This is a genomic window from Pseudoalteromonas sp. S4741, from assembly GCF_005886135.1.
Lineage (GTDB): Bacteria > Pseudomonadota > Gammaproteobacteria > Enterobacterales > Alteromonadaceae > Pseudoalteromonas > Pseudoalteromonas tetraodonis.
This window is the reverse complement of sequence record NZ_PNCN01000048.1, coordinates 12,555-39,093: the sequence shown is the minus strand read 5'-3', so window position 1 is coordinate 39,093 and position 26,539 is coordinate 12,555. Positions and strand designations below refer to the sequence as shown.

At 40.2% G+C, this 26,539-nt stretch carries 23 protein-coding genes; 5 read left to right on the top strand and 18 right to left on the bottom strand.

Features of this window, described 5'->3' with window-relative positions; translation table 11 throughout:
• Positions 1-10 precede the first annotated feature (10 nt).
• From CWC30_RS08400 to murJ, 12 genes are all read right to left on the bottom strand, one after another.
• Positions 11-3,115 carry a pilus assembly protein gene (locus tag CWC30_RS08400; RefSeq protein ID WP_138626853.1) on the bottom strand — a complete coding sequence of 1,035 codons (3,105 nt, stop codon included), beginning with the start codon at positions 3,113-3,115 and terminating at the stop codon, positions 11-13.
• Between the two features lies 1 nt (position 3,116).
• A complete protein-coding gene (locus CWC30_RS08395) occupies positions 3,117-3,620 on the bottom strand; it encodes a pilus assembly protein PilX (RefSeq protein WP_086993274.1) in 504 nt (167 codons plus the stop codon).
• Positions 3,608-4,603: a PilW family protein gene (locus CWC30_RS08390; protein WP_011327615.1), complete on the bottom strand. Its 996-nt coding sequence runs from the start codon at positions 4,601-4,603 to the stop codon at positions 3,608-3,610. The genes CWC30_RS08395 and CWC30_RS08390 overlap by 13 nt, the downstream gene beginning before the upstream one ends.
• A gap of 1 nt (position 4,604) precedes the next feature.
• Positions 4,605-5,165 carry a type IV pilus modification protein PilV gene (pilV, locus tag CWC30_RS08385; protein ID WP_138626852.1) on the bottom strand — a complete coding sequence of 187 codons (561 nt, stop codon included), beginning with the start codon at positions 5,163-5,165 and terminating at the stop codon, positions 4,605-4,607.
• A gap of 114 nt (positions 5,166-5,279) precedes the next feature.
• A complete protein-coding gene (locus CWC30_RS08380; RefSeq protein ID WP_138626851.1) occupies positions 5,280-5,981 on the bottom strand; it encodes a LytR/AlgR family response regulator transcription factor in 702 nt (233 codons plus the stop codon).
• Positions 5,978-7,012 (bottom strand): sensor histidine kinase, encoded by a 1,035-nt coding sequence (locus CWC30_RS08375; RefSeq protein ID WP_138626850.1) that lies wholly within the window; start codon positions 7,010-7,012, stop codon positions 5,978-5,980. Before CWC30_RS08375 ends, CWC30_RS08380 begins: the two co-directional genes overlap by 4 nt.
• 30 nt (positions 7,013-7,042) lie before the next feature.
• Positions 7,043-7,972, bottom strand: coding sequence for a 4-hydroxy-3-methylbut-2-enyl diphosphate reductase (gene ispH, locus CWC30_RS08370; RefSeq protein ID WP_013464473.1), 930 nt, complete (start codon positions 7,970-7,972; stop codon positions 7,043-7,045).
• On the bottom strand, positions 7,972-8,412 hold the full coding sequence (gene fkpB / locus CWC30_RS08365; protein WP_010391275.1) for an FKBP-type peptidyl-prolyl cis-trans isomerase: 441 nt from the start codon (positions 8,410-8,412) through the stop codon (positions 7,972-7,974). The genes ispH and fkpB overlap by 1 nt, the downstream gene beginning before the upstream one ends.
• A complete protein-coding gene (gene lspA, locus CWC30_RS08360) occupies positions 8,409-8,909 on the bottom strand; it encodes a signal peptidase II (RefSeq protein ID WP_138626849.1) in 501 nt (166 codons plus the stop codon). Before lspA ends, fkpB begins: the two co-directional genes overlap by 4 nt.
• 12 nt (positions 8,910-8,921) lie before the next feature.
• Positions 8,922-11,750 carry an isoleucine--tRNA ligase gene (ileS, locus tag CWC30_RS08355; RefSeq protein WP_138626848.1) on the bottom strand — a complete coding sequence of 943 codons (2,829 nt, stop codon included), beginning with the start codon at positions 11,748-11,750 and terminating at the stop codon, positions 8,922-8,924.
• Positions 11,751-11,779: 29 nt separating this feature from the next.
• Entirely contained in the window at positions 11,780-12,706 is a 927-nt protein-coding gene (gene ribF / locus CWC30_RS08350) for a bifunctional riboflavin kinase/FAD synthetase (RefSeq protein ID WP_138562923.1), read from the bottom strand.
• Positions 12,707-12,780: 74 nt separating this feature from the next.
• Positions 12,781-14,319, bottom strand: a complete 1,539-nt coding sequence (gene murJ / locus CWC30_RS08345; protein WP_502704753.1) for a murein biosynthesis integral membrane protein MurJ — start codon at positions 14,317-14,319, stop codon at positions 12,781-12,783.
• Between the two features lie 295 nt (positions 14,320-14,614).
• Here murJ and rpsT point away from each other — a divergent pair, with 295 nt between their 5' ends.
• Complete coding sequence (gene rpsT / locus CWC30_RS08340) at positions 14,615-14,875, top strand: 30S ribosomal protein S20 (protein WP_138626847.1); 261 nt, start codon at positions 14,615-14,617, stop codon at positions 14,873-14,875.
• A 66-nt stretch (positions 14,876-14,941) separates the two neighbouring features.
• On the opposite strand, the gene CWC30_RS08335 is transcribed toward rpsT, so the two are convergent.
• Positions 14,942-15,325, bottom strand: coding sequence for a response regulator (locus CWC30_RS08335; RefSeq protein WP_138607618.1), 384 nt, complete (start codon positions 15,323-15,325; stop codon positions 14,942-14,944).
• A 632-nt stretch (positions 15,326-15,957) separates the two neighbouring features.
• Between CWC30_RS08335 and CWC30_RS08325 the strand changes: the two genes are divergently transcribed.
• Entirely contained in the window at positions 15,958-16,203 is a 246-nt protein-coding gene (locus CWC30_RS08325; RefSeq protein ID WP_013464466.1) for a hypothetical protein, read from the top strand.
• A 131-nt stretch (positions 16,204-16,334) separates the two neighbouring features.
• Entirely contained in the window at positions 16,335-16,916 is a 582-nt protein-coding gene (gene smrA / locus CWC30_RS08320) for a DNA endonuclease SmrA (RefSeq protein WP_076921492.1), read from the top strand.
• A gap of 257 nt (positions 16,917-17,173) precedes the next feature.
• Here the strand turns inward: smrA and CWC30_RS08315 are convergent, their stop codons facing one another.
• A complete protein-coding gene (locus tag CWC30_RS08315; RefSeq protein WP_138626846.1) occupies positions 17,174-18,094 on the bottom strand; it encodes a 2-hydroxyacid dehydrogenase in 921 nt (306 codons plus the stop codon).
• A 160-nt stretch (positions 18,095-18,254) separates the two neighbouring features.
• Here CWC30_RS08315 and olsF point away from each other — a divergent pair, with 160 nt between their 5' ends.
• Positions 18,255-19,985, top strand: coding sequence for a bifunctional ornithine lipid synthase OlsF (gene olsF, locus CWC30_RS08310; protein ID WP_138626845.1), 1,731 nt, complete (start codon positions 18,255-18,257; stop codon positions 19,983-19,985).
• An 83-nt stretch (positions 19,986-20,068) separates the two neighbouring features.
• On the opposite strand, the gene dapE is transcribed toward olsF, so the two are convergent.
• Together dapE and CWC30_RS08300 are read right to left on the bottom strand one after the other, a co-directional pair.
• The gene (gene dapE, locus CWC30_RS08305) at positions 20,069-21,274 is read right to left on the bottom strand and encodes a succinyl-diaminopimelate desuccinylase (protein ID WP_138626844.1); all 1,206 of its coding nucleotides are present in this window, start codon (positions 21,272-21,274) and stop codon (positions 20,069-20,071) included.
• Positions 21,275-21,345: 71 nt separating this feature from the next.
• On the bottom strand, positions 21,346-22,764 hold the full coding sequence (locus CWC30_RS08300; protein WP_138626843.1) for an MATE family efflux transporter: 1,419 nt from the start codon (positions 22,762-22,764) through the stop codon (positions 21,346-21,348).
• Positions 22,765-23,037: 273 nt separating this feature from the next.
• Between CWC30_RS08300 and CWC30_RS08295 the strand changes: the two genes are divergently transcribed.
• Entirely contained in the window at positions 23,038-23,691 is a 654-nt protein-coding gene (locus CWC30_RS08295; RefSeq protein ID WP_036983252.1) for an OmpW/AlkL family protein, read from the top strand.
• A gap of 52 nt (positions 23,692-23,743) precedes the next feature.
• Here the strand turns inward: CWC30_RS08295 and CWC30_RS08290 are convergent, their stop codons facing one another.
• Together CWC30_RS08290 and tyrR are read right to left on the bottom strand one after the other, a co-directional pair.
• Positions 23,744-24,280 carry a thioesterase family protein gene (locus CWC30_RS08290; RefSeq protein ID WP_138626842.1) on the bottom strand — a complete coding sequence of 179 codons (537 nt, stop codon included), beginning with the start codon at positions 24,278-24,280 and terminating at the stop codon, positions 23,744-23,746.
• A gap of 112 nt (positions 24,281-24,392) precedes the next feature.
• Positions 24,393-25,949, bottom strand: a complete 1,557-nt coding sequence (tyrR, locus tag CWC30_RS08285) for a transcriptional regulator TyrR (protein WP_013464456.1) — start codon at positions 25,947-25,949, stop codon at positions 24,393-24,395.
• Positions 25,950-26,539: the final 590 nt, after the last annotated feature.

Sequence of the window (26,539 nt, the reverse complement as noted above, 5' to 3'; positions counted from 1 at the left end):
CTTAATCATCTTAATTAGATTTGATTTCGTCGTTTTCTTCGCGCTTATAAATGTAAGTTTGCTGGGTTTTAAAACCAAAACCGACAGACTCCTTATTTACTAATTGTATTTTTCCGTCTACTACTTTTAACCCCGGCCCAATAACATCCACTGGTCTCATTGGGTTTTGAGCATCTTTACCTTTTATACCCGGGCCAATTAAATAAAATTGGCTTTCCTGTTTTACATCAACGGTCGGGTTATCGTCACATTTACCATCACCATTGCCATCAGCACACGACGGTCCTTCACCAAAGTACAGTTGCGGGGTATCGGGTACGTCATAACTGGTCGAAAATTTCAGCTCGTCGTATACCTTAGTGCCGTAATGTAAATGAAACGCATACAGTGAGCCTCCACCACCACTAAGTGAACACTGATTTACTGTTGCTGTATCTGAAGCCGGAGTAAACGAGGTAAAATAAGCCACTCCACCCACAACTGTAGCTGCGGCAAGTGATTTTTCACCGGTTGCTAATTCATATCGCCAACCTTTAACTTTAGCTAAATCAGCCTCTAGTTCAATAAACCCATCTACATCGTCTAATAAACTACCAAATGGGTCGCTATTCATCAGCATTAAATCAGATGCCTTGATTGTTGCTGGTGCCCCTGTTTTAAATGACTTAGTCACTGTATTTTCATCTCGAATCATAAATAACTGATCTTGCTCATTAGTATCAGTCGGTTTAGAGCGATTACCACTACCTATAACTATGGCATCGTAAGGAGTATCTAAGCGCGTGGTAACTACTTCCCCTTTTTCGCCGGTGGTTTGAGTCACTTTACTAAACATAGTGCGCGCAACTAATGGCTTGTAAAAAAAACGCCTATCTTGGGTAGCACTTGTACTACCTAGTTCAGCTAATTTAAAATGGCTGAACTCACTAGTATCACTGCCCGGCATATCAATCCGCCAAATATTACCACCTGTATCTGACGCATAAATTCTATCTATATAGCCGTCATAATCAGAGTCGAGTGTGGTTAAATCGGCTGCAATACTGTGCTTGCCTGTAAAGCCATTTTCACCGGGTGTTAATGCCCAAACTTTTTTACCTGTTTTAGCTTCAACAATATAAATACCGCGGCCAGTCTTATCCTCACTACGAATAGCAGCATCTTTATTTGTATCGTAACCAGCACCAAATACAAGCAGAGGCTTATCGCCAAATGCTTTTATGTAGGCTATTTGTGGTTTAGACCAACTTTGAGCAAGTTCAGTAAAGTCACCTTTCCCGCCTTTAATTGGTTTATCCCAGAGTTTTTTCGGAGCATTTGGTGCTGTAATATCTAGTGCATAGTAGTTTTTACCACCACGGCGCATTCCTGCAAAAGCCCATACTTCATCGCCTTTGCTGGCATCTATAATGCCGTCATTTAATCCTTCACCGTTTAAACTTTTATTACTAAAATAAACACTGATTGCTCCATCCATACCATAAACTTTAGTTTCAGCCTGGTTTTCACGCAGTGGTTTAATAATCTTGTATAATGCAGAGGGAATAAATGCCCAACTCTCACTCACTGTATTACCTGCGTCTTTAAACATATGTAAAAAGCCAGCATTAGTGCCAATAAGCAAACGAACGTCATCATTACCGTAATCAATTGCTACAGGTTTAGAGTGCAGTGGATCGCCAAAAATATCTTGTCGTTGGTCTTGCTTTGAGCCGTCTCTGTCCTCATCATCAACATCAAACCCCATCGCCCATTTTATGTCGTCACTTGCTAAGCTAAGTGTATTATCGGGAGTAGTATTAAGAATATCACTTACCACTGTAGGGCTAAATTTAACAAGCGCTCCTTGGTTCTCGGTGTATAGGTTACGACTTTGGGTATCTAAAGTAGTTAAATGTAAATTAACCCCTCCCTGCGCTACTGCATTACCATCCGCAGGCTGATTACTTGGCAGCCAGAACGTTTTTGCATCTTTGCTAATTAAACCATTATCATCCAGCGCTCCCTTAGCCGTTGAATCAACTATTTGATCACCCGAAACTTTTAATTTTTTTAAGTTACCACGCCAACGCGCACCGGTTTCGGGATAAAACATGGCAAAATAGATAGCGTCTCTACTTCGGGTTTGATCTACGTTGTTACTCGCTACAGAAGGTGATGAAAAGCTGTCGTTCACTTCGCGAATACGCGAAATGGTATTTTTAAATGCATCTGAAAGTTGTTCAGCTGTATCTGCATGTAGGTATTGCCCTCCACCTAACTTAGCCGTTTTTTCTAATAGGGCTTTGCCACTTGGGCTCATTCCAGAGCCAAAACCAATAGCATAAACACGACCTGTATCTTTAATCTCTGCTGTGTTTGTATATAAATCTATTTCAATCTCATCAGTCCCATGAATAACTTTAGCAAGCCCCCCAAGATAACCAACGCCGGTGCCATCTGTAAAATGCTTATAGTATTGAGTAGCGATAGCACTATTTGCATCATCATCATTTGAAGGGTCACCATCTGTCATAAGAATTATATTTACTGAATTATCACAACGTTCTGGTTCCCCTAAAACCTGCTCAAATGGAGAGATGTAACGCGAGTTATTATCGTTATTTTTTGATCCTGTCTCTGCAGAAAAGTCTCGCTGATTTGTATTTTGCCCATAACGTACTTTATGCCCCGTTATATATAAATAAGCTTCCCATAAAGTTTCAGTAAGAGGTGTTGCACCATCCGCAGGTAACTTTTCTATTTGATCGAGTATTTTATCTTGTGAGGAACCTAACCGGGCCATAACATAGCCCCCACTACTGCCATTAAACCGCATTAAACCAAAATCAATATCGTCATTATCATTGACTAACTGTTTCATAGCATTCTTTGCTACACCAAGACGACTATCAGAACATAACCTCCAGCCACCGCCACTTTTATTGCCACAATCATCTCCGGTAGCAGTAGAGAACGCCATACTACCTGACGTATCAAAAACCACTAGCACCCGTGGTTTTTCATTTGTGTCAACATTATGATTTACATAAAGCTCTATATCTTCAGCGCTTGCTGACATATTAATAGTTAAGCTCATCAATGAGGCTATAACTACAATTAATTTAAACTTCATTTTAAATCCCCTTACCTGTGCTAGCCATTTCTTGGGCTACACCAGTAACTATGGTTAGTTGATGCTTACTTTTTGAACCATATTCTATAGTGGTAGCTACTTGCACCATATTGCAGGATACTCCTGCGGTAAAATTAAATCGGCGTGGGCATTCTAAATTGAGTGCCCCTTTATTTAAGTTAATCATTTTACTTTGCATGTCATTGTGCTTAGCGATTACCATGCCACTCTCATCACCTGATGCAATGCTGGTTACTTCGTCTGGGGTTAAAAAAAACTGATTGCCTGCCCCCTTATTTGCTTCGCCCGAAATCATCCGCTGCACTTCGCCAATCAACTCATTTTCAGCAACTTCACGCTCTTGAGCTGCATTGGTGATTTTAATATCTATAGTGCTACTACTCATTAATGTTACAGCGATGCCTGTTACAGCTATTACCATTATCAATGCTGTAATAAGCACTACACCCCGCTGTTTATTCGGTATATTTTTTAAATGCGCCATAAGTTAGCCCCCACATTATTTAAACGAATAGTGGTAGTAAATACCGTACGTCTGTAATTATCGGTAAATGTTAGCTCTCGTTTATCGCTATCTTCACCCAGTATATATTTTTGATTTTTAATTTTAACTCCAGGATCGGGTTGCAATGCTCTAATCAATAAAAATAATTGTACGGTTAAAATGCCTTTTCGATTTTCCCAATCTGTGGAAGTCATGTCGTTAATGCTGCGGTAAGTATCTACTCGGCTATCATTGGTAGTGTCTAAACCAAATACAAAACGCATGTTTTCAACCCCTTCCATAATAGTCTCTGCTCTTACCTCGTCCGCTACTAAACGCTCTCTCATTAACGCTGGTACAGTCAAGCTTTGATTATTTACTGTATATGTTTGCTCAGTAATATAATAAGTATGATGGCTATAAGGCCATACTGTCGCATTTGTATTTAATGTACTTTGATCAACAACTCCGCGTACAAATTGTGCTTGCTCTTGTTCGGCAATAAAGTAATTTTGATTTATTTGTGTTTCATTAGTCCCTGCCTCTACCGTAAGCTGATTTCCTTGCAAAAATTTAAGCTGAAGAATATCGGTTTTTTTTATCGGGTTATTAATGCAATTCAGTTCTTTTGTACCATCAGCCGTTTTAGCATATATAGTTCTAAAATTACTGCTGCTGGCTAAATCTGGAAAGCTGCCGTTATTTAAGCCTTCAAAACAATCGTTTGTTGGAGCTGGTAAAGTTGATGTGTTTCCAGCTGTAAATGAATCTTCATAATAGGTTCCCCAAAAACCAATTTGCTCAATATCGCGCTGCATTATATTAATTGCTAAGCGCCCTGACTCTTGAAGCTCGCCTATGGTCATAGTGTCTTTAGTAGTTACCTTCATACCAATATAAGTAAACATAACGCCACCGAGTACTAACCCACCTATAAATAGCGAAATCATTACTTCTATGAGCGTAAAACCTGTTTGTTTCATGCTAGCTCCTCACATAAATATAGCTAGTTAATACCACTAATCGACGTTTTTTATCTGCAGTACCACAGCTAACATCTCCTGTTGCATCACTTGCTTTAAACTCTTGACGACCTTGCCAGGAGATTACTACCTCTAAATTAAATGCTTTACCGCCAGTGCCGGCCACTCCTGCCGGGTTTATACACACAGTCGCATCATCTAATGAGCCGGTATTTTCACGAGCACGAATGGCGCGTTTCCACTGTTCAATATCGAGTAACGCTATTTGCGCCGCAGTGCATGAACCGGAAAAACACGTAGTTGACGACGCTTTTGGCGTTTCACTGGTTAATGTTTGTTTATAATGAGTAGCTAACTGAGGACTGTCGTTGGCTCGAATACGCTGAATAATGTCGTTACCTAACGCCACAGCAGCAGCGCGCTGCATAGAGTCAAAACTGGCTTGTTTGGCTTTTGCTTGCAGTGCAACGGCGCCTAACAAACCAAAGCTGAGGATGATAAAGGCAATAAGTACTTCTATTAAAGTGAAGCCTTTGCGTCGCTTAATTGGGGGTGAATACATAATAAAACCAAATAAATATTATCTGATACTAAGTGTATGCAATAAAAAAATAGATTCAACTAGGACCACGACCAACGGTTAATTATGTTGATAAGCGGTTAATAGGTCGGTGTGCTAAAGTACGCTTTTTACGCTTTTGAGCGCTCGACGACTAACAGCTAAAAAAGGTGAACACCCTTTGAGTTCAATAACATGTTGATGGTTTTTAAGTGTATGGAGTGCCAAAATTTTATTTTTATTCACTAAGGTATTTCGATGAATTCGCAATAAGTGACGAGGATATTGCATTTCAAGTTGCTTTAAACTGTCTTCAATTAGAGCCTCCCCATCATCGAACACAACTTTGGTATACTTTTCCTGTGCATAAAAATAAAAAACATTTTCTATTTTTATACTTCTTACGGTGCCTGCTAATTGATAGGTTATTTTTTCTGTTTGTTGTTGCAGGTGTACTCTGTTTAAACGTCCTAGCTGTTGTAATGTATGTTGCAAACTTTTTTCTGATATAGGTTTTACCAAATATCCGGCTGCATTTAACTGCATCGCATCAAGTGCATGCTCAGGATGAGCGGTTATAAAAATAATCGCCGGAGGTACCGCTAGATCATTGAGTTGATTGGCCACTTCGATGCCATTTAAGCCTGGCATATCAATATCTAAAAACACTAAATCAGGCTGCTGCTTTTTCATTTGTGTTAAAGCGTCATTACCATCACTAGCCTCTCCTTGCACATGAATGGATGTATGGTTCTCAGCGAGTAAACGCTTCAATCGTGCCCTTGCTAAGGGTTCATCATCTACAATCAATACATTCATAACGTATTCTCTGCTTGTTTTGGGATGACTACTTTGACTCTAAATTGATTATCTTTGTTGGTTATTGTCAGTTGCGCCCGACCTTTATAATAAATACTTAAACGAGAACGAATATTATCAAGAGCCATACCGTTATGCTCTCTAGTATTTTCAGTTTCAGTAGGTACAGGATTAGTTACAATTAAGGTTAAATAATGTGTTGTCACATGCAGTTCAATACTTATAGTAGCACCACTTTGGCTTGGCTCAATGCCATGACATACTGCGTTCTCTACCAAAGGTTGTAATGTTAGATATGGAATATATAGCGCAGGGAGATGTTCTGGTAATAACCACTCAACCTTTAAGCGCTCTGCAAAGCGCCATGATTCAAGCGCAATATACTGTTTAGTTAATGTTATTTCATCACTGAGTAATACACTTTGACCTGAACGCATTGCAGCTTGAGACAGCGCTGCTAGTGCTAAAATTGCATGCTCTGCAGCCTCAACGTCATGATGCGTTAATTCTGCCGCCGTATTCAAGCTATTATATAAAAAGTGGGGTCGGATCCGTGCCTGCAAAGCATCAAGTTCTGCACGAGAAAGTGCTTTGGTTTGCTGCTCTTTTTCAAAATGAATAAGCAAAAATTGTACAAACAGTAAGGTAAGCAAAAATACAATAATGCAATTACGCAGCACAAAAAACGTCAGTTGTTTTTCGTTTTCAATATCAAAAGCAATATGAGAAAACACCAGACTAAATACAGCAGTACTGAGACTATATGAAGCAATAAAAAAACTGATCTGAATAAACTGAGTCTGTTTTGCGAGTAATCGACGACAAAGATATAAAAAAGAGGTACTGACCAGCACAGTTACATGGAGAAACAAACTGATCGCCCCCAAATGCAGCCATATGTCATCGCCAGCATTAGGAGCAAAAGCTAATATAATAGCCACAACCTGTGTTACTACGAGGGATGCAAGCACACCACGCTCATTAAAAAGGGCCAAAAAAAGTAACGCATCTGGTGACAGTTGCTTACCCATTCGACCCTCCTTTTATGATATATCTCTAAATTAACGCAGCTCTACTGGTACAGCAAAAACAATGTTTTCTTCTTCACCAGGGTTTTCTGTTACTTGGTTACCACCGAGTTCTTTTAAGCGGGTAATCACTTGCTGCACTAGCACTTCAGGTGCTGAGGCGCCTGCGGTAACCCCCACACTATTGATACCATCAAACCATGACGCTTCAACATTGCTGGCATCGTCAATTAAGTACGCACGCGTGCCCATTTTATCAGCTAGTTCTCGTAAACGATTGGAGTTAGAGCTATTTTTAGCGCCTACAACCAATAGCACATCGACTTTGTCTGCTAAGTCACGTACTGCATCTTGACGGTTTTGAGTTGCATAACAAATATCATCTTTACGCGGACCATCAATAGCAGGAAACTTGCTGCGTAAGGCATCAATCACATCCGCAGTATCATCTACCGATAAGGTTGTTTGGCTGCAATAAAAAAGATTATCTGCGTTCTTAACATCAAGCTTTAACACGTCATCAACGGTTTCAACTAGGTAAATGCCACCTTGTTGATTGTCGTATTGACCCATAGTGCCCTCAACCTCGGGGTGTCCATGGTGACCAATTAAAATGCATTCAATACCTTTTCTGCTGGCACGGGTAACTTCCATATGCACTTTAGTCACTAACGGGCAGGTTGCATCAAATACTTTAAGCTCACGGCGTTTTGCTTCACTGCGTACAGCCTGTGATACACCATGAGCACTAAATATAACAATACTGTCATCCGGTACCTGATCAAGCTCTTCAACAAACACGGCGCCGCGATTTTTTAAGCCATCAACCACATAACGATTGTGTACCACTTCATGGCGCACATAGATTGGTTTTTCAAAAATATCTAAAGCGCGCTCAACAATGCTAATTGCGCGGTCAACACCGGCGCAAAAGCCTCGTGGATTAGCTAATAATATTTCCATTAACCTTGCACCTCAATAATATCAACTTCAAACGTTAAACGCTGGCCCGCTAATGGGTGATTAAAATCGATAGTAACTGACTCGCCTTGCACTTCACGAACCAAACCCGGAAGCTCAGTACCATCAGGTTGAGTAAAGGCAATAATCGCACCTACTTTAGCCGGTGTTTCTGCACCAAACTTACTACGATCTACATAATAAATATTATCTGGATTGGGTTGACCAAAGGCATCTTCCGGCTCAAGTTCAAATGTTTTGCTTTCACCCGCAGTTAGGCCAAGCAAACATTTTTCAAAGTTAGCGGTTAAGCTGCCATCACCCATAGTGAGCTTAGCAGGTTTGTTATGTACTTTTGTTGAGTCAGCGGCAGAGCCATCTTCTAGTTTAATAGAAAAATGAAAAATAACGTCTGAGTTTTCACCAATTACAGCTTGGCTCATGCTTTATGCTCCTTTGGTTCTTCGCCTGTAAAGGCGTCAAATAGTAATAATGCAGCGCCTATACAAATAGCGCAGTCTGCAATATTAAATACGGGGAAATGTGAGTCTTCGTAAAACACATGTAAAAAGTCAATAACGTATCCATAAGCAACACGGTCGTATAAGTTGCCGATAGCACCCGCTAACACTAACGAATATGCACTGCACAATACTTTATTAGACGCAGGAAGGCGCTTTAACCACCATACCAACAAACAACTAATTGCAATTGCTATTACACTTAAAAACCAACGTTGCCAGCCACCCGCTTCGCTTAAAAAGCTGTAAGCTGCACCGTAGTTATGTACATAAGTGATGCTAAAAACAGGCAGTAAATTAATTGACTCACCATAAGCCATGGTGTTTACAACCAGTGTTTTACTGGCAAAGTCTATTACAAGCAGTAATAGACTCAACCAAAGCCACACTAAACCACTTTTTTGGGTTAGTTTGCTCACTAAAAACAACTCCTAAGCGAATTGACGCTTTTCACCTTCACCGTCAACGTTACTTACACAACGACCACAAATTTCGGGATGAGCAGGCTCAACACCTACATCTTCACTGTAATGCCAACAACGCTCACACTTTTTAGCATCTGTTGCTGATACGCTAATGTATAAACCATCAATTTCAGTAGTTTGTGAATCTGTAGGTTGACTATCTACCTCGGTAACGTTAACCGCAGAGGTTAACAACACAAAACGTAGCTCATCGCCTAACGCCGCAAGTTTTGCTGCAAGCTCTTTGCTGGCAAACAGGTTTACGGTTGCTTGTAATGTTGCACCAATCACTTCTTCTTTACGTGCAGCTTCTAACAGACGGTTCACTTCGTCACGCACATTTAAAATAGCTTGCCAGTCTTCATTACTAAACTTGGTCGTAGTTGGTGCTTGTAATCCCTCATACCATGTTGAAGTAAATACATAGTCACTGCGCTCACCTGGAAGTGCTTCCCAAATTTCTTGCGCTGTAAAGCTCATGATTGGCGCCATCCAACGCGTCATTGCTTCAGCAATATGATAAAGCGCTGTTTGACAAGAACGACGTGCATGGCTGTCGCTTTTTGCCGTGTACTGACGGTCTTTTATAACGTCTAAGTAGAACGAACCAAGCTCACCGGTACAGAAGTTCATTAGCTTTTGCGTTACTAATAGCATTTGGTAGCTATCGTAAGCCGCTAAAATATCATCTTGTAACTGTGCTGCGCGCCCTACAATCCACTTATCAAGCTCAACCATATCATCAACAGCAACTTGATCCGTTTTTGGATCAAAACCACTTAGGTTAGCAAGTAAGTAGCGGCTGGTGTTACGAATACGACGGTAACGATCTGCCGAACGTTTGAATATTTCATCGGATACGGTCATTTCTGCCGTGTAATCAGTTGATGCTACCCATAAACGTAAAATATCAGCGCCCAGTTTATTCATCACATTTTGTGGCGAAATAACATTGCCTAATGACTTAGACATTTTGCGGCCGTTTTCATCAACCGTAAAGCCATGCGTAAGCACTTGCTTGTATGGTGCATGACCATTAATTGCCACTGAGGTCATCATTGATGACATAAACCAACCACGGTGTTGATCAGAACCCTCTAGGTATAAATCAGCAGGACCGGTTAAATCTTTACGCGCATCAACAACACAGGCATGCGTTACACCTGAATCAAACCACACATCGAGTGTGTCTTGCACTTTCATGTATTGTTGTGCGTCTTCTTCACCTAGTAAAGTAGCTGGGTCTAAGTCATACCATGCTTGAATACCTGACTTTTCAACAAGTGCTGCTGCTTGTTCAATCAGCTCTTGAGTATTTGGGTGTAATGCACCCGTGTCTTTATCAACAAACAACGAAATAGGTACACCCCAGGTACGTTGACGTGAAATACACCAATCAGGGCGGCCTTCAACCATGTTGGCAATACGGCTTTCGCCCCATTCAGGTAACCACTGAGTATTTTTAATTTCAGCCAGTGAATCTTGGCGCAAGTTAGCCTGATCCATGCTAACAAACCATTGTGGTGTGGCACGGAAGATAATAGGCGTTTTATGGCGCCAGCAATGTGGGTAGCTGTGCGTTAATGCATGATGATGCATTAGGGCATTATTTTCTTTTAATACCTCAATTACACTCGCATTGGCTTTAAACACATGTTGACCGGCAAATAATTCAGTATCAGGTAAGTACACACCGTTTGCGCCAACAGGGTTAGCTACTTCAAGATTATACTCAAGACCTGCCACGAAATCTTCTTGACCATGACCTGGTGCAGTATGCACGATACCCGTACCAGAATCTGTTGTTACGTGCTCAGCAACAATAACAGGAACATTAAAGTCATAAAAAGGATGTGCTACGGTTAAGTTTTCAAGTGCTGCGCCTTTAACATAGCCAAGGATATGGAAATGGTTAAAACCAAAACGATCCATCGCATCTTTAACCAGCTCAGAACCTATAATAAGACGTTGCTGAACGCCTTCATCGTCTACTTGTACTAGCGCGTATTCTAAATCAGCATGCACAGCTACCGCACGGTTTGCTGGCAAAGTCCATGGTGTCGTAGTCCAAATAACGGTTCCTACGCTACCTGTTCCTGTATGGCCAGCCGCTAAATCAAACGCATTAACCACCGCATCTTGATCTGTAAAAGTAAAACGTACATCAATAGCTGGCGATTGTTTATCTTGGTATTCAACTTCTGCCTCAGCTAATGCTGAACCACAATCTGTACACCAATGCACAGGCTTAGCACCTTTATGTAGATGACCATTTTTTATAATGCGGCCTAGTACACGAATGGCATTAGCTTCAAAGTCAAAGTTCATGGTTAGGTAAGGTTTATCCCAATCACCAAAAACGCCTAAACGTTTAAAGTCTACTTTTTGGCCTTCCACTTGCTTTTTAGCATAAGCACGACATTTCTCACGAAACTCTGCCGCAGTTACCTTAACACCAGGTTTACCGACTTTTTTCTCAACCATTAACTCGATTGGTAAACCATGACAGTCCCAACCTGGTACGTATGGCGCATCAAAGTCTGATAAAGTTTTAGACTTAACAATAATATCTTTTAATATTTTATTTACTGAGTGGCCTAAATGGATATCGCCGTTTGCATACGGAGGGCCGTCATGCAAAATGAAAGTTTTTTTACCTTTCTTCGCGCTGCGAATTTGACCATACAGGTCGTCTTCATACCATGCTTTAAGCATTTTTGGTTCACGTTGTGCCAAATTGCCACGCATTGGAAACATTGTTTCCGGTAAATTCAAAGTATGTTTGTAGTCGCTCATTAATCCTACTTTCCGTTTCTATCGGCTACCTAATTTAAACCAAAACACTGCTTAGCGGCGGCAACATCGGTTGCTATTTGTGCCGTCAGTTGTGTTAATGTCTCGAATTTTTTCTCATTGCGGAGTTTTTCAATTAACTCCACATGCATAAATTGTCCATAAATATCTTGTGCAAAATCAAAAAGGTGAACTTCTAATAAGGCACGAGTTCCATTAAACGTGGGTTTGTTTCCAATGTTAGCCACCCCAAAAACTTTCTTTCCTGCGATCATCACTTGAACCGCAAATACACCATTGACCGGACAAACTTGACGTTTTAGTGCAATATTTGCCGTTCTAAAACCCAGTTCGCGGCCTTTTTTCCAGCCGTGAATAACTCGTCCAGATATTGCATAATTATGCCCAAGCATAACTTTTGCACTAACTAAGTCACCCTCAGCAAGCGCTTCTCGTATCAAGGTACTGCTTACTCTAGCATTTAATTGTCTAAAGCTGGCAGTGCTTTTAACACTCATTCCCACTTGGGTGCCCATAGTTGCCAATAGACTAAAGTTACCTTGGCGCTGTTTACCAAACCTAAAATCATCACCAACCGTTAATGCTTTAACGCCCAGCTTTTTAATTAAAATATCGCTAACAAACTGCTCAGCATGCATGTTTGCAAAAGCCTGATTAAAGCTAATACAAATAACGCGCTCAATCCCCAAGTTACTCAATAGACGAAGTTTATCACGCAGTCGAGTAAGCCTAGCCGGGGCATTGTTTTTTGCAAAAAACTCTTGTGGCTGAGGCTCAAATAACATTACAGTGCTGGGTAAATTATTTTCTTTGGCATCCGCTAACAGCCCTTTTAATACGGCAGCATGACCCAAATGAACACCATCAAAATTACCAATGGTTAGCACACAACCAAAGTGTTGTGGGCGTATATTGTGTATACCTCTAATTAACTCCATGCCACCTAATGCCTTTTTCAGCGAGCGATAAAATGCGACCTTGGGTCGCAGAGTGTCCGATTATAATCTTTTTTTTAATTTGATTCAGTAATTGCTACACTTTTTATCGTATTTAGTCTAACGCCCATCAAAAACAACATAAAAAAGTAACTAACAACCGCAATAATTAATAACACAACCAACAACATAACTTGTTCACTAAAGTGCCAGCTAGCCCAATCATAGTGTCTACTGGTAAACCACACTAGTGCGCCCATCGTCACACTCGCCAGCAAGCACTTCAAAGTGAAGTAGCCACTCATGCTGGAGAACTGGTAAACATTCTCTTTTTTAAGCTGTCGGTACAGTAAGTAGGCATTACAACTAGCCGACATAGAGGTTGCCAGTGCTAAACCTAAATAGCCAATAAAGGGCGCCAGCATAATATTAAACACCATGTTAAGCACCAAAGTGATAATACCAATGCGCACGGGTGTTTTCGTATCTTGGCGAGAATAAAACCCAGGCGCCAACACTTTAATTAACATAAAGCTGACTAATCCCACCGAGTAGGCAACCACCCCTAAGCTCACCGCCTTAACGTGATCAATGCCTGCCTCTTTAAACGCGCCGTGATCAAACAGCACAGTAATAATCAACGGGCTAATAATCATCAACCCTATCATGGCCGGGAGCCCTAAAAAAATCACAAATCGCACTCCCCAATCTAGGGTATGTTGAAAGTCGCTACTTTTTTTACTGCTGTGTAATTTTGATAGCGCAGGTAAAATAACCGTCGCAATACCAATGCCAAATAAACCAAGTGGGAATTCAATCAGTCTATCTGAGTAATACAGCCAAGCGATAGAGCCTGTCATCAATAATGAAGCTATTACCGTATCGAGTAATAAGTTAATTTGGCTAATTGATACACCAAATAACGCTGGGAGCATTAATTTACGCACTTTTTTAACATTTTCGTCTTGCCACGCCCAACGCGGTCGCGCCAACATTTTTGCTTTATATAAAAACGGCAGTTGAAATAATAGCTGTACCACGCCCCCTAAAAATACGCCTATTGCTAATGCATATGCACCAACAGAAAATTGGTCATGCAATAAAATGGCACAACTAATAATAGAAACATTAAGTAATACAGGAGTAAATGCGGCAACTGCAAAACGGTTGTATACATTCATTACAGCGCCACTAAGCGCCACTAAGCTTACAAAAAATAAATAAGGAAAGGTCAGCTTTAATAGTGAACTAGCAAGCTCAAACTTTTCTGCGTCAGGGCCACCTTGCCACCAATCTATAAACCAACCAGTACCAAATAAAGCGGCGATAACGGGGGATGCCACAACACCAAAAAGCGTAACGAGTAGTAAAATTGTGCCGAGTGTACCTGCCGCCTGCGCAACAAATATTCTGACTTTATCATCGCCTTGTTGTTCTTTGATTTCACTTAATACAGGTACAAACGCCTGTGCAAAAGCCCCTTCAGCAAATAAACGGCGTAAAAAATTAGGAATACGGTTTGCAAATAAAAATACATCGGCAGCAGCCCCTGCCCCCAACAAGTTAGCAACAACAGCATCACGCACTAGCCCTAAAATACGCGAGATCATTGTCATTGCACTTACAATCATCCCGGAACGAAACAAACCTTTTGACACTATAAATCCATATTAAAAATCAGCAATTAAGTTAATTATGCCATAGTCTTTTTTATAAATCGCTTTAAAGCACTAGGCTCGAACCCCTTGCTTTGTTACAATAGCGCCATTAACTGCTAAAGCGGCAAATTGATGTTCGTTATAAGGAGCAGTTTTTCTTGGATTGTTAAAATTAAATTGACATTCATGATAAAAACAGGCATATTCCACGGCCTTTAATTTAAGCTTTATTTAAGATTGTTAGGAGCAAACCTTGGCTAACATCAAGTCTGCAAAAAAACGCGCTATCACAAGCGAAAAAAACCGTCAGCACAACGCAAGCCGTCGTTCAATGATGCGTACTTACTTCAAAAAAGTAATCGTAGCTATTGAAGCTGGCGATAAAGAAGCTGCACAGCAAGCTTTTTCTGTTGCTACACCTATCCTAGACCGTTACTCAACTAAGGGTCTAATCCACAAAAACAAAGCTGCTCGTCATAAGAGCCGTTTAGCTGCTAAAATTAAAGCGCTATAATTGTTTTTGCAAGATTAAAAAAACCGGCTTTTGCCGGTTTTTTTTTGCCCAAAATAAATACGCCTCTTAAACGTTATCAAGCTCTGGATAAAACTTTTTCAACATCGCCGCAATTTTCTTTGGTGAAAATGGTTTAACCACAAACCCTTTTGCCCCTCTTTCTATCGCATCCTTCACATTTTCAACGCCTGAATGAGCCGACACCATCACCACGTTTGTCTCTGGTGATAACTCATTAATTTGCGCAATAAGTTCTTTACCATCGCCATCAGGTAGTTCTATGTCTAAAAATATAATATTAAAATTGGCTGCGCGACACTCGCTAATACACTGCGCGGCCGTAGACGCTTCTTTTACATTCTCTATCCCTAAATGCATTAATGTTTGACTTAGAAAGCTACGCACAGTGCTAACATCGTCAACTATTAAAATAGATAGCTGCGTATTCATATACAATCCTTATAGGCTAAAACCATGTCTGCGAAGTTGGTGATTTGCTTAAAATACAAATATTTACTTTATTATAGAGGGCTAAGCTAAAAAGGCCAGATTTGCTTTATGTCGAAAACCACAAAAAAAGTCGCCGCAAAAAAATAAAGCCGCTACTGTTAAACAAAGATCCAGTAATAAGCTTGCAAACACTGGCTCACAATTAAAACTACACTCAAATAGCGCAAAGTGTGGTATCAAGCTGACCCTGTTTTTTATTTTCACGATATTATTACTTATACTTGTTTTAGTGCCAAAGCCAAGCTTACTTACTTATAAAAAATCATCTATGGTAAGCCAAAGTGTGTATTGGCCTGGGTTGTTTTCAAGCGAACCAAAACTACTGGACTCAACCCTAAACCCGCGACTGGATAAGGAGCATAGAACCCTTTACCTATGTATTGATTTACAGCAACCGCAGAGCTGCCAAAAATATCGAATTATTGCTGAAGAGGGATTATTTTCGGTATTAATGACCTACTTTTAGCATTAAAAAAACTAATCTGAAAATTTAAAATTACTTGGTTGAAAGCTGTGCAAAAGATCAACATAATGGCGCTCCTTTTTTCAACAACTGAACTATTGAAACGACCATGCTAAACGAGCTAGATTGGCTTTTAAATACATTACTACTTGCACTAGGTTTAGGTGCATTCTTTATCAACCAACTGACACTGCTTCGCGTTGCTGCGATTAGTGCCTGTGGTTTGTTATTCCTATCATTTAGCTTAGATCTTATGTCGTCGAGTATTATTTCAAATATGAGTTTAGTGTTGATCAACACATTTTACTTGTTCAAAGTTTATACGTTTGGGCAATTTAGCGTATCTCAGCATTAATTACTTCCCCTTAGAATATTTTATAGCCCAGTTTTTCTGGGCTTTTTTTATTCCACAGCTTTAAAAATCTTGGGTCTTAGTTTGAACTAAGTTAAAATTTATCTCGTAATAGCCTATTTTGAGATAAGCCCATGCCATTGTCAGATTTCGATTTATTCTTAACTTCTATGGAAGATGTTACCCCCATAACGCATGACACTGTGACCTTACCACCTAAAAACCATAAAGCGGTCATCGCCCAGCAAGAAAAAAATAAAGCAGCACAATCAGATTTAATCTCTGAACAGTTCAATCCGTTGGATGAACCACTTGAATTACTCGATCCACTTGCCATATTAAGCTTTAAAAAAGAGGGCGTACAAAGCGCGGTTTTTAAAAATGTAAGATTAGCGAAATATCAGCTTGATGCGACGCTTGATTTACATGGGCAACTTTTAAAAAATGCACACGCATCATTATTAGCCTTTGTTCAAGACTGCCATCAGCGAAATATAAGAATGGTACTCGTTCGCCATGGCATAGGTATTAAAAATAAAACCAAGCCAGGGATATTAAAAAGTTACGTAAATCAGTGGTTACAAACAATTCCATGCGTTTTAGCGTTTCATACTGCACTTAGGCAGCATGGAGGAAGTGGTGCGACTTATGTTTTATTGAAGAAAAGTGATGATAAAAAGCATCAAAACAGAGAAATACACAGCAAGCGTAGCTAAATCTTGCTGTGAAAATAAGAGTCAGATCAGCAGCGCTGCCGCATTGGCTTGATTAAACCAGGCAGATATTCCTAATATAATGATAGATACAACCACGATGCTAATTTTTGCGCCCCCTTGATTGGGTTTCATAATTCATCCTATTTTTTTTATTATTGTATAACTGTTTTTAACAATAATAAAAATTACAAATGTTAACAAGCTGTTTCTGTTAAAAATTAAACAAATTTTAATCCTTGAAGGCCAACAACTGCTAATTAATAACCTTGCTGCTTATCAATGCAATTTATTAATGGCTGTTTCGCTTTTAAACGCAAAATGTTTTCTGCTATTTGTTCAATAACACTATCCAGATCTGACAACGCAGCACAGTGCGGTGTTAAAGTAATATCTGGATGCAACCAATAAGGGTGTTCGCTTGGCAGTGGTTCACTGGCAAACACATCAAGCGTTGCTGCGCGTATACGTGTATTGTTAAGTGCATCAAGTAAATCAGCTTCTACTATATGCCCACCTCTGGCCACATTAATCACCACAGCATGTTCAGGCAGTTGCTCAAGTAACTGTTTATTAATAATGCCTTGGGTACTGCTGGTAAGCGGTAATAAACATACTAAATAATCGGTTTGCGCAAGCATCTGTGTTAAGCCGTCATCGCCATGATAGAGTGTCGCAATGTTTGATGTTTTAGGGCTTCGGCTCCAAGCATTTACGTTAAAACCGTTATTAACCAGCCTATGTGCACATGCTTGACCTAGTTCGCCAAACCCTAAAATGCTTACTTGATTATGTTTATGCGCTCTTTTAGGTTTCCATATACTTTGCTGTTGCTTTATTGCATATTCTTTTAATCGCAATTTTTGTGCTAATACATGGGTAAGTACGTATTCAGCCATATCGTTGGCTAACTGTTTATCAACAATACGCACGACCTCTACATCCGCAGGTAATAAACTTAAATCAATGCTATCAACGCCAGCGCCAAACGATGACACAGCCTTTAAGTTTGGTAACGTGGGCCACAGTGATGCAGGCGCATTCCACGCTAAAACGAACTCTACACTCTCTAAATTTTGGCAATCATCAAGTTCTTCAATTCGAATACTAGGCAATCGTGATTTCATTTTTGCTATTAATTTTGTGTTGTCTCGACCTGTTATAGCCACCAAAACTGACATGATGATTCCTTAAAAAGTAACCCTGAATAATAGTACTGATATGGTTCAATTCAATAGTATGTAAACGGTTTTAAAAAGTCACACAACTGACCGCGTATTGTCATATCCGCACTCTAAGCTAAACATATTGGCTTTAGCCTAGTATAAAAAAGAGGTGCGTATGATCAGTGTAGATAAAGTAATTGCGACTAACTTACCACAGTTAACTAACTCATTTAAAATAAAAAAACTGGTAAAAAAGAGCCTTAGCTACTTATTACATGAACAAGAGTTTACAAACTTTGCAACAACTTATCCCCATCTTCAAGGAATAGAATTTGTCGAGCAAGTACTTGATGAACTTGATTTTGACACTCGATACAAAGCAAAACAAATAGAAAATATTCCCAGTGAAGGGAAAATTGTCATTATTGCTAATCATCCAATTGGATCCTTAGATGCGCTTGCATTAATTAATGTGTTATCGACGGTGCGTGCTGATTTAAAAGTCGTGGCTAACCGAATGCTAATGACCGTTGATGCAATGCATTCATTATTACTACCCGTTGATAATTTGTCGGGGCAAAGTAAAAAACAAGAGCTTAGTAATATCCACCAGCATTTAAAAAATGAAGGAGCATTACTTATTTTCCCTGCGGGTGAAGTTTCTCGACTTCGACCAACAGGGATCAAAGACTGTAAATGGAACAGCGGGTTTTTACGTATCGCTAAAAAAGCCAATAGCCCAATTTTACCCATACATATAAAAGCCAGAAACAGCCCGCTTTTTTACGGTGCCTCTATGCTATATAAACCGCTTGCCAGTCTATTACTAGTCAAAGAAATGTTTAAACAGCGCCAAAAATCGCTCGAATTTGAAATAGGCGCCTCCATTGCTCCTGAATCTTATTTAATACCCGATTTAAAAGACAAGGAAGTGGTCGAGCTTATACGAAAACAGCTGTACCGTTTAACCACTAAAAAAACACTGCCACTAAAAACTCATGCCCCTATTGCCTCACCAGAGTGTAAAAAAGAATTAAAAAAAGCCATCGAAAGCTGTGAACATTTAGGTAACACCAGTGATGGCATGGTTATTTATTTATACCAATACCAAGGCAGCTCACCGTTATTTCGTGAACTTGGCCGCCTACGGGAAATTGCCTTTCGTGCAGTAGGTGAAGGCAGTGGCAATCGCCGTGATATAGACAAATACGATATGCATTATCAACACTTAGTCTTATGGGATGCACAATCACTTGAACTAGTTGGCGCTTACAGATTAGCCTGCGCGCAGGATGTGATTGAACAGCACTCTCAACGTGGGCTTTATACCGATAGCTTATTTAATTATACCCAAGAGATGACGCCATACTTCAAGCAAGGCATAGAATTAGGCCGTAGTTTTGTACAACCCAAATACTGGGGCAGAAAAAGCCTCGACTACTTATGGTATGGCATTGGTGCCTTTATTAACCGCTACCCTCAGTATCGTTACTTATTTGGTGCCGTGAGTGTGTCAAACGCACTGCCAGAGCAGGCAAAGTCTTTATTAGTGCATTATTATCAGCACTATTATGGCTCTGAAAAATCACTCGCAACGCCTAACAATGCTTTTCGTCATACCCGTGAGCAGCAGATTCAATGCACTAATTTTTTTATGGGTAACAACATCAAAGAAGACTTTGTAGAACTTAAACACATACTGGCTAATATGGGCACCCATGTACCCACACTATTTAAACAATATACCGAGCTATGTGAGCCAAATGGAGTAACGTTTTTAAGTTTTAGTATTGATCCGCAATTTAATAATTGTATTGATGGGTTGGTATTGGTCGACCTTGAGAAAGTAAAACCGAGTAAAGCAAAACGCTATTTGGGAGCGCAAGACACCACCTCAATAAACTGAGTTTTGCCGTTAAAATATTAACTTAAGCGCCTAAGCTTGGGCGCTTAAACTTAAATACTTAAACTTAGGCAATTTCATATTTATCAAATCCCCTGATTATTAGACTGAGTAAATATATGTACTAATAGTTGGGTGTATATTTTCTCTATTTGTAACAAGTCGCTAATGGGCACATGTTCATTAACTTGATGAATGGTCTGGTTTAAAACCCCGCACTCTATCACTTGCGTGTTTTTACTTGCAAAAAACCGCCCATCTGAAGTCCCGCCGCTGGTACTAAGTACTGGATAGCTTCCGGTCACGTTAAATATTGCCTGCTCTAGCTGGGCGAGTAAACAGCGCTCTGCCCTATGGCTTGTATAATAAGGCTCACATGGACGCTCCCATTGCACCGTTAAATATTCGTTTAAATCATTCAGTGCAGTAAGTACCAGCTGTTTCACATCTGTACTTTTATACCCATGGCTGTAGCGAATATTAAACGTAATATTACATTGAGCAGGCACTAAATTATCAAGCACGTTATCAATATTAATACCGGTTACTTGCAAGCTTGTTTTTGAGCTTGGCCCATCTAAAAGCCAATCAATTTGGGTTAATCTATTCACTACTTCAGCGCTGATATGCGCAGCATTGATGGTATTTTCAGGATAGGCCACGTGTCCTGCTTTTCCTTGAATAGTTACACGCGCTGACAGCGCGCCACGTCGGCCATTTTTTATGGTGTCGCCCACTTGCAAATGACTTGTTGGCTCACCAACAATACAGCCATCAAGTACAACACCTTGTTGTGCTAGGCGTTTCGCAATCAACACTGAGCCATGCTCTGCCTCACCTTCTTCATCAGAGGTGATCAACCAATACAAGGTGCCCTGCTTTTGCCGCGCACTATGTATTAGCGACTGCGTTGCACTGAGCATGGCTGCAATCCCCCCTTTCATATCGGCGGCACCACGTCCATAAATCGCATCATTAATTATTTTTCCATCAAACGGATCAGCTAACCAGCCACCTTGCGCAGCAGGGACCACATCAATATGACCAGAAAATGCCACCACAGGGCCTGCTCCAAAAGATATTTTAGCAATTAAATTAGTGACATTATGGGCACTAAACTGCTCAATGCTAAAACCTAAATCAGTTAGCTGATGTACCAGCCACTCAATACCACCTGCGGAATTAGGCGTAATTGACTTAAATCGGACCAGCGTTTGTAAGTGACTGAGCGTTTTTAACTGTGGAATAGTTAAGTACGGCGCGGGTACTTTTTTGTTGATAGCTTTTGTCATAATAAACACACCTCGTTTTAGCAGTGTATTTATTACAACGACTTTTTATGACCGCATTATGAAAATACAGGCTAACGTGTGCCCTCTTCTATTAATGTTTCTCGTGTCACCTGCACAATGTGTTTATCTTCTTTGGTTAATCTGGTTTTTTTCCATGCGCCACGCATAAACCAAGCGAACGCTATCAGTGCGATGGTTATGTTCGTAATTGCAAACGAATACCATATTCCCTGATCGCCAAGCAAAGTGTGATTAGAAAGAATATAAGCGGCAGGAAACTGCACCACGCATTGTGATAATAACGCGATAATCATGGCATTAAGCATATTTCCAGAGGCACGAAAAGCAGCAACAATACAAAGCTGAACACCAATTCCCCCCCAGCTTAAACACATCACTTGAACAAACTGCGCGCCTTTATTTATTACACTGCTATCTTCGGGAATAAAAAATGCCACCAGCGTATCTGCATACAAATAAGCAATGCCCCCAGCAAAAGAAAGGCCTATTAATCCCCACATACTGGCAAGCTTCGTTATTTGCTCAGCCCGTTTAATATTTCCGGCACCCATATTTTGCCCCACCAAAGTTGATACCGCCATTGATAAACCCATGGCAGGGATCATCACCATTTGCAAAATATTAGAACCCACGCCATAAGCCGCAATAGTAACGGTTCCAAAGCTTGCTACTAAAAATGACGTGATGATCAAGCCAAAAGCACGTGTTGATAATTCAATAGAGCCTGGCGCTCCTAAGAAAAAAGCCCGTTTCATATATTGCCAATCGGGATAGAAGCTTTTTAGCTGTAATTGAATACCATGGCGACCGCGTAAAAATATAATAATGCCCGCCAGTGCCGCTAAACTTTGTGTAACCAAAGTCGCCAGCGCAGCGCCCATAACGCCAAGCCCTTCAAAGCGGCCATAACCAAAAATAAATAGCGGATCGAGAATAAAATTAAGTAACACGGTGGTGCTAACTATGATTAAAGGTACTTTAGTTTGCCCAATGCCCCGCATTAGCGATTGGAACATGGCGTAAATAAACACAAAAATAACGCCAATAAAGGACACATGCATAAACTTAAGCGCATCACTGTAAACCGCCTGCTCAACGCCTAGCAGTTTTAAAAAGTATGGGGAAAGTACATAACCTAGAAGCCCTAACACTAAGGCGGTAAATGCAACCATTAACACCGTTTGCGCTGCAACATGGTTCACTTTATCTTGCTGACCTGCGCCCATGTATTGCGCCGATAATATAGCACCGGCCATTGCAAGCCCAGAGCCTATAGCAATGACTAAAAAAGTGATCGGGGTACTAATAGACACTGCGGCGACTTGAGTTGCTCCTAATCGCCCAACCCAAAATGCATCCGTAAGCTGATAAGCCGACTGCAATATATTAATGAGGATAATAGGAATACCTAATTTCAACAGCGCTTTAGCAATGGAGCCTTGAAGAAATAGTTGACCAGAGGGAGTCATGAGGTCGCTTACTTTTATTAAACCGTGAACATAGCCTTAGTTTAACAAAACTAGCTGATTATATTATGAATACTTCGTTTGCAGCTTGTATTTGAGTGATCAGTCAATAATTTTTAAGCACTAATTAAGTAAAAGTTTAATCTAAATCAATAAATAGAGGCTCTTTACTCATCCGCTTTTGAAACTTTGATCTAGAACAGGTTTTTATTTTTAACTTCGAGCAATAATAGCCTCAATCAACAAATAGTCACACAGTAGTTCACGGAGAACAACATGAAAACTAAACTAAGCATTGCAATACTTACTTCTTTACTGGCTCTTTCTCCTGCAGCACACGCAAACTTTAGTGTTAATGTTGGTGCAATTAATGTTAATCCAGATAACGATGGTTCAAAAATTAACGAAGCACCCACTCTAGGCTTAAAAGGCGACTCAGATACTCAGTTAGGTATTACTGTAGATTACGCATTTAACGACCAATGGGTATTAGAGCTTATTGCAGCAACGCCGTTTTCTCATGATGTAGAAGGTACTGGTGGTTTAGCTGGTAATAAAATTGCTGATATTAAACATTTACCACCATCACTGGTTGCACAATACCACTTTTTAGACAGCAGCTATGCACTTCGTCCGTTTGTAGGTGTGGGAATTAACTATACGACGTTCTTTGACGAACAGCCTTCTGCAGCACTTAAAGCAACGTTAGAAACTAACGATGTAGAAGTAAAACTAGATGATTCATTTGGTTTTGTTGCTCAAGTAGGTGCTAACTACAAGATTGATGAAAAATGGGGCCTACACGCTATGGTATCTATCATGGATATTGATACTGATGCGACTGTTTATGCTAATGGTGCAAAAGCATTAACTTCAACCGTGTCACTTGACCCTGTTGTTGCTATGTTTGGTCTTAAATACTCGTTCTAATAACGTTTATGTGTGTTAAAAAGGCCGTTAGGCCTTTTTTTTTTGCCTGTGTTTAGCGAGGTAAGTTATTTACTTTTTTTTGCTCAAGCATTTCTTTCCAGTGAATTATTTCAGCCGGTAAAATGGGGGCAATCCCGTCAAAGCCTGCAACCTCGAGCATATGCTCAACGCTTACCACCCCTTTTTTACTTTTAAACACGCCGCGCACATAAGCAATGGCATGTAAGCCCCGCTCAGAATGAAACTTTTGTTCAATGTAAAAGTATTTATGATCCCAGCCAACCAAACGCGTACTAATAGTAAAACGTTGCATTGGCTTAATATCGCGGATGTAGGTAATAGCTGTCGCATTAACAATAGGAAACCAACGACGTTTCATTATTTGCTTAAGCAAACCAACCCGTTCAGTCATCCAGGTACGCGACAAGTCCATCATCGCTAAATAGCGTGAATTGGTTAAATGCAAATTAATATCGCAGTCACTTGGTAATGCTTTGTAGTCTATATCAACCGTATCTAACAACGATTGATAGTCACGATTACGTTTAATTTTAAAAAATAACAGCAGTAGTCTAAAATATAAGTTCACAGTAGAGGTCTTACCAGTTGAGTTTTTATCAGTGTATCATAGCGATTGACTCCTTTGGTTGTTTTTAAACCAAGGAATCAATCATTAAATGAGGATATTTGGGTATCTATCTTTAAACTTTAACCGTTTTGCGGTTAATTCCGTAATCACGCAATTTATTAGCCACTGCAGTATGACTTAGTCCCAAGCGTTTAGCTAACTGACGAGAGCTAGGATAGGCAGGATAAAGCTTACGCAGTAAGGTGGCTTCAAAACGCTTAACCGCTTGATCAAGCGAGCCCTCAAAATCAGACTCTAAATAGCCTAAATCATGGGTAAACGTGGGTAACTGTAAATGTTCAACGCGCAGTTCACTGTCTTCTAACAACGATACCGCACGGTAAATCGCGTTTTCTAATTGGCGTACATTGCCAGGCCATGGGTAATCTTGTAAAAACGTTAAACATTCTTCAGATAACTCGGGGACTGTATGGCCATTTTGCTGCGCATATTTTTGAATAAAGTGTTCAGCAAGTGGCCCAACATCCGCTTTACGATCTCTAAGCGGCGCAATTTCCAGTGTTAATACATTAATTCGGTAGTATAAATCTTCTCTAAATACGCCCTCTTGCACCATTGCTGGTAAATCTTTTTGCGTGGCAGCAATAATACGCACGTTCACTTTAACTTCGTTTTCGTCGCCAACTTTTCTAAATGTACCGTCTTGTAAAAAACGTAGCAATTTAGTTTGTAGCTGCGTCGACATTTCACCTACTTCATCTAAAAATACCGTTCCACCATCCGCTTGTTCGAGTACACCACGTTTAGGCGCTGCGTTTTCTTCATACCCGGCATAACCGAATAGTTCGGACTCAGCAACATCATCTGGTAACGAGGCGCACGATAAAGCAATAAATGGTTTTACTGAGCGGTTAGATGCATAGTGACAAGCTCGCGCTAGTAACTCTTTACCCGTCCCTGTTTCACCCGTAATAAGAATGGGGGCTTCAAGTTGCGCCATTTTTCGCGCTTCGCGAACAACGCGGCGCATCGCCGTGCTAAAGTTATGAATAGTCGCAAAGCTTTCTTGGCCATAACGCCTAAAAGCACTCACTTGCTGGCCTAAACGGCTTTGCGATTTTATATTAATTACCGCGCCCGCTAACACATCGCCTTCGCTGCCTTGAGGGACCGCAATAGGCAGAATATCAGCAATAAAATCTTCACCAGCTACTTCAACACGCGTGGTTTGCCCCAGTACTTCTTTGCCTTCTAACCAACGGGTAAAGTTAAAGCCTTTGAGCAAATTATTAATATTAGCACCGGTGACTTCTTTTTCTGTTAATTGTAAATCTTTGCAGGCTGCGTCGTTACACAGGCGTACCCACCCTTTAGCATCAATAGATATAACCCCATCAGGAAGTGCTCTTAATAAAGTGTTAAGTTCGTTGTGCTCACGTTCAGACGGTAAAAACGCGGTTGTTCGTACATCATGTACACCATCAATTAAGCGAATAGACGGCATAATTTTTTGAAATTGTTCAAATTCAATCTCAGGAAAACTCACATACATACGACAATTTACTGAGTCGACTTCAATCCCCTTTAAGTCAACATTGTAGCTAACTAAAATATTAAGAATCTCTTGAGCAATACCAACTCGGTCTGCACAGTGAATATCTAAACGCATACACCCTCAGGTAAGGAAAAACTAGTTGGCGTGAATAATACGCTAACTCTGTTTACGAGCATAGTTTATTGTAAAGAAATTTGGACGAAAAAATGTTTTTTACTAACTAGAGGGCTTTTTCAAGCACTTAACGCATTCAAGCTTGGCTGTTCACTAAAAGTTGGGGTTGTTGCAACTCAATTTCGTCAAGCTGGCATTGTATAAATTATATGCTGCAATGAGCGAATCATTACTGTCCATACGCCAATATTCGCTCATGTTTAATCTAAGTGGTGATTATTAAATTAAAGTAGTAAAGGTTAACTATTATTGAAAAATTAGTAGCTGTAACTACCCGTAAAAGAAAGCTTTTATTTATTTTTCAAGCGGTATTCAAACAGTATTAAAGATAACGTTGGTATGACAATATCACCTATGATGTTAAAGATATTTTTTGATAAGTTTAGGTGTTTACTACAGCAAATAGGGGTTCACACTCTGGTATTTAACAATTACATAACCGATGTATGATAGCGCGCTCAACGCTTCCCCTAGCACAAAGGTCTATGTATACTTAGGCGCAATTGTAACTAGGATAAGGGTGTGACGCT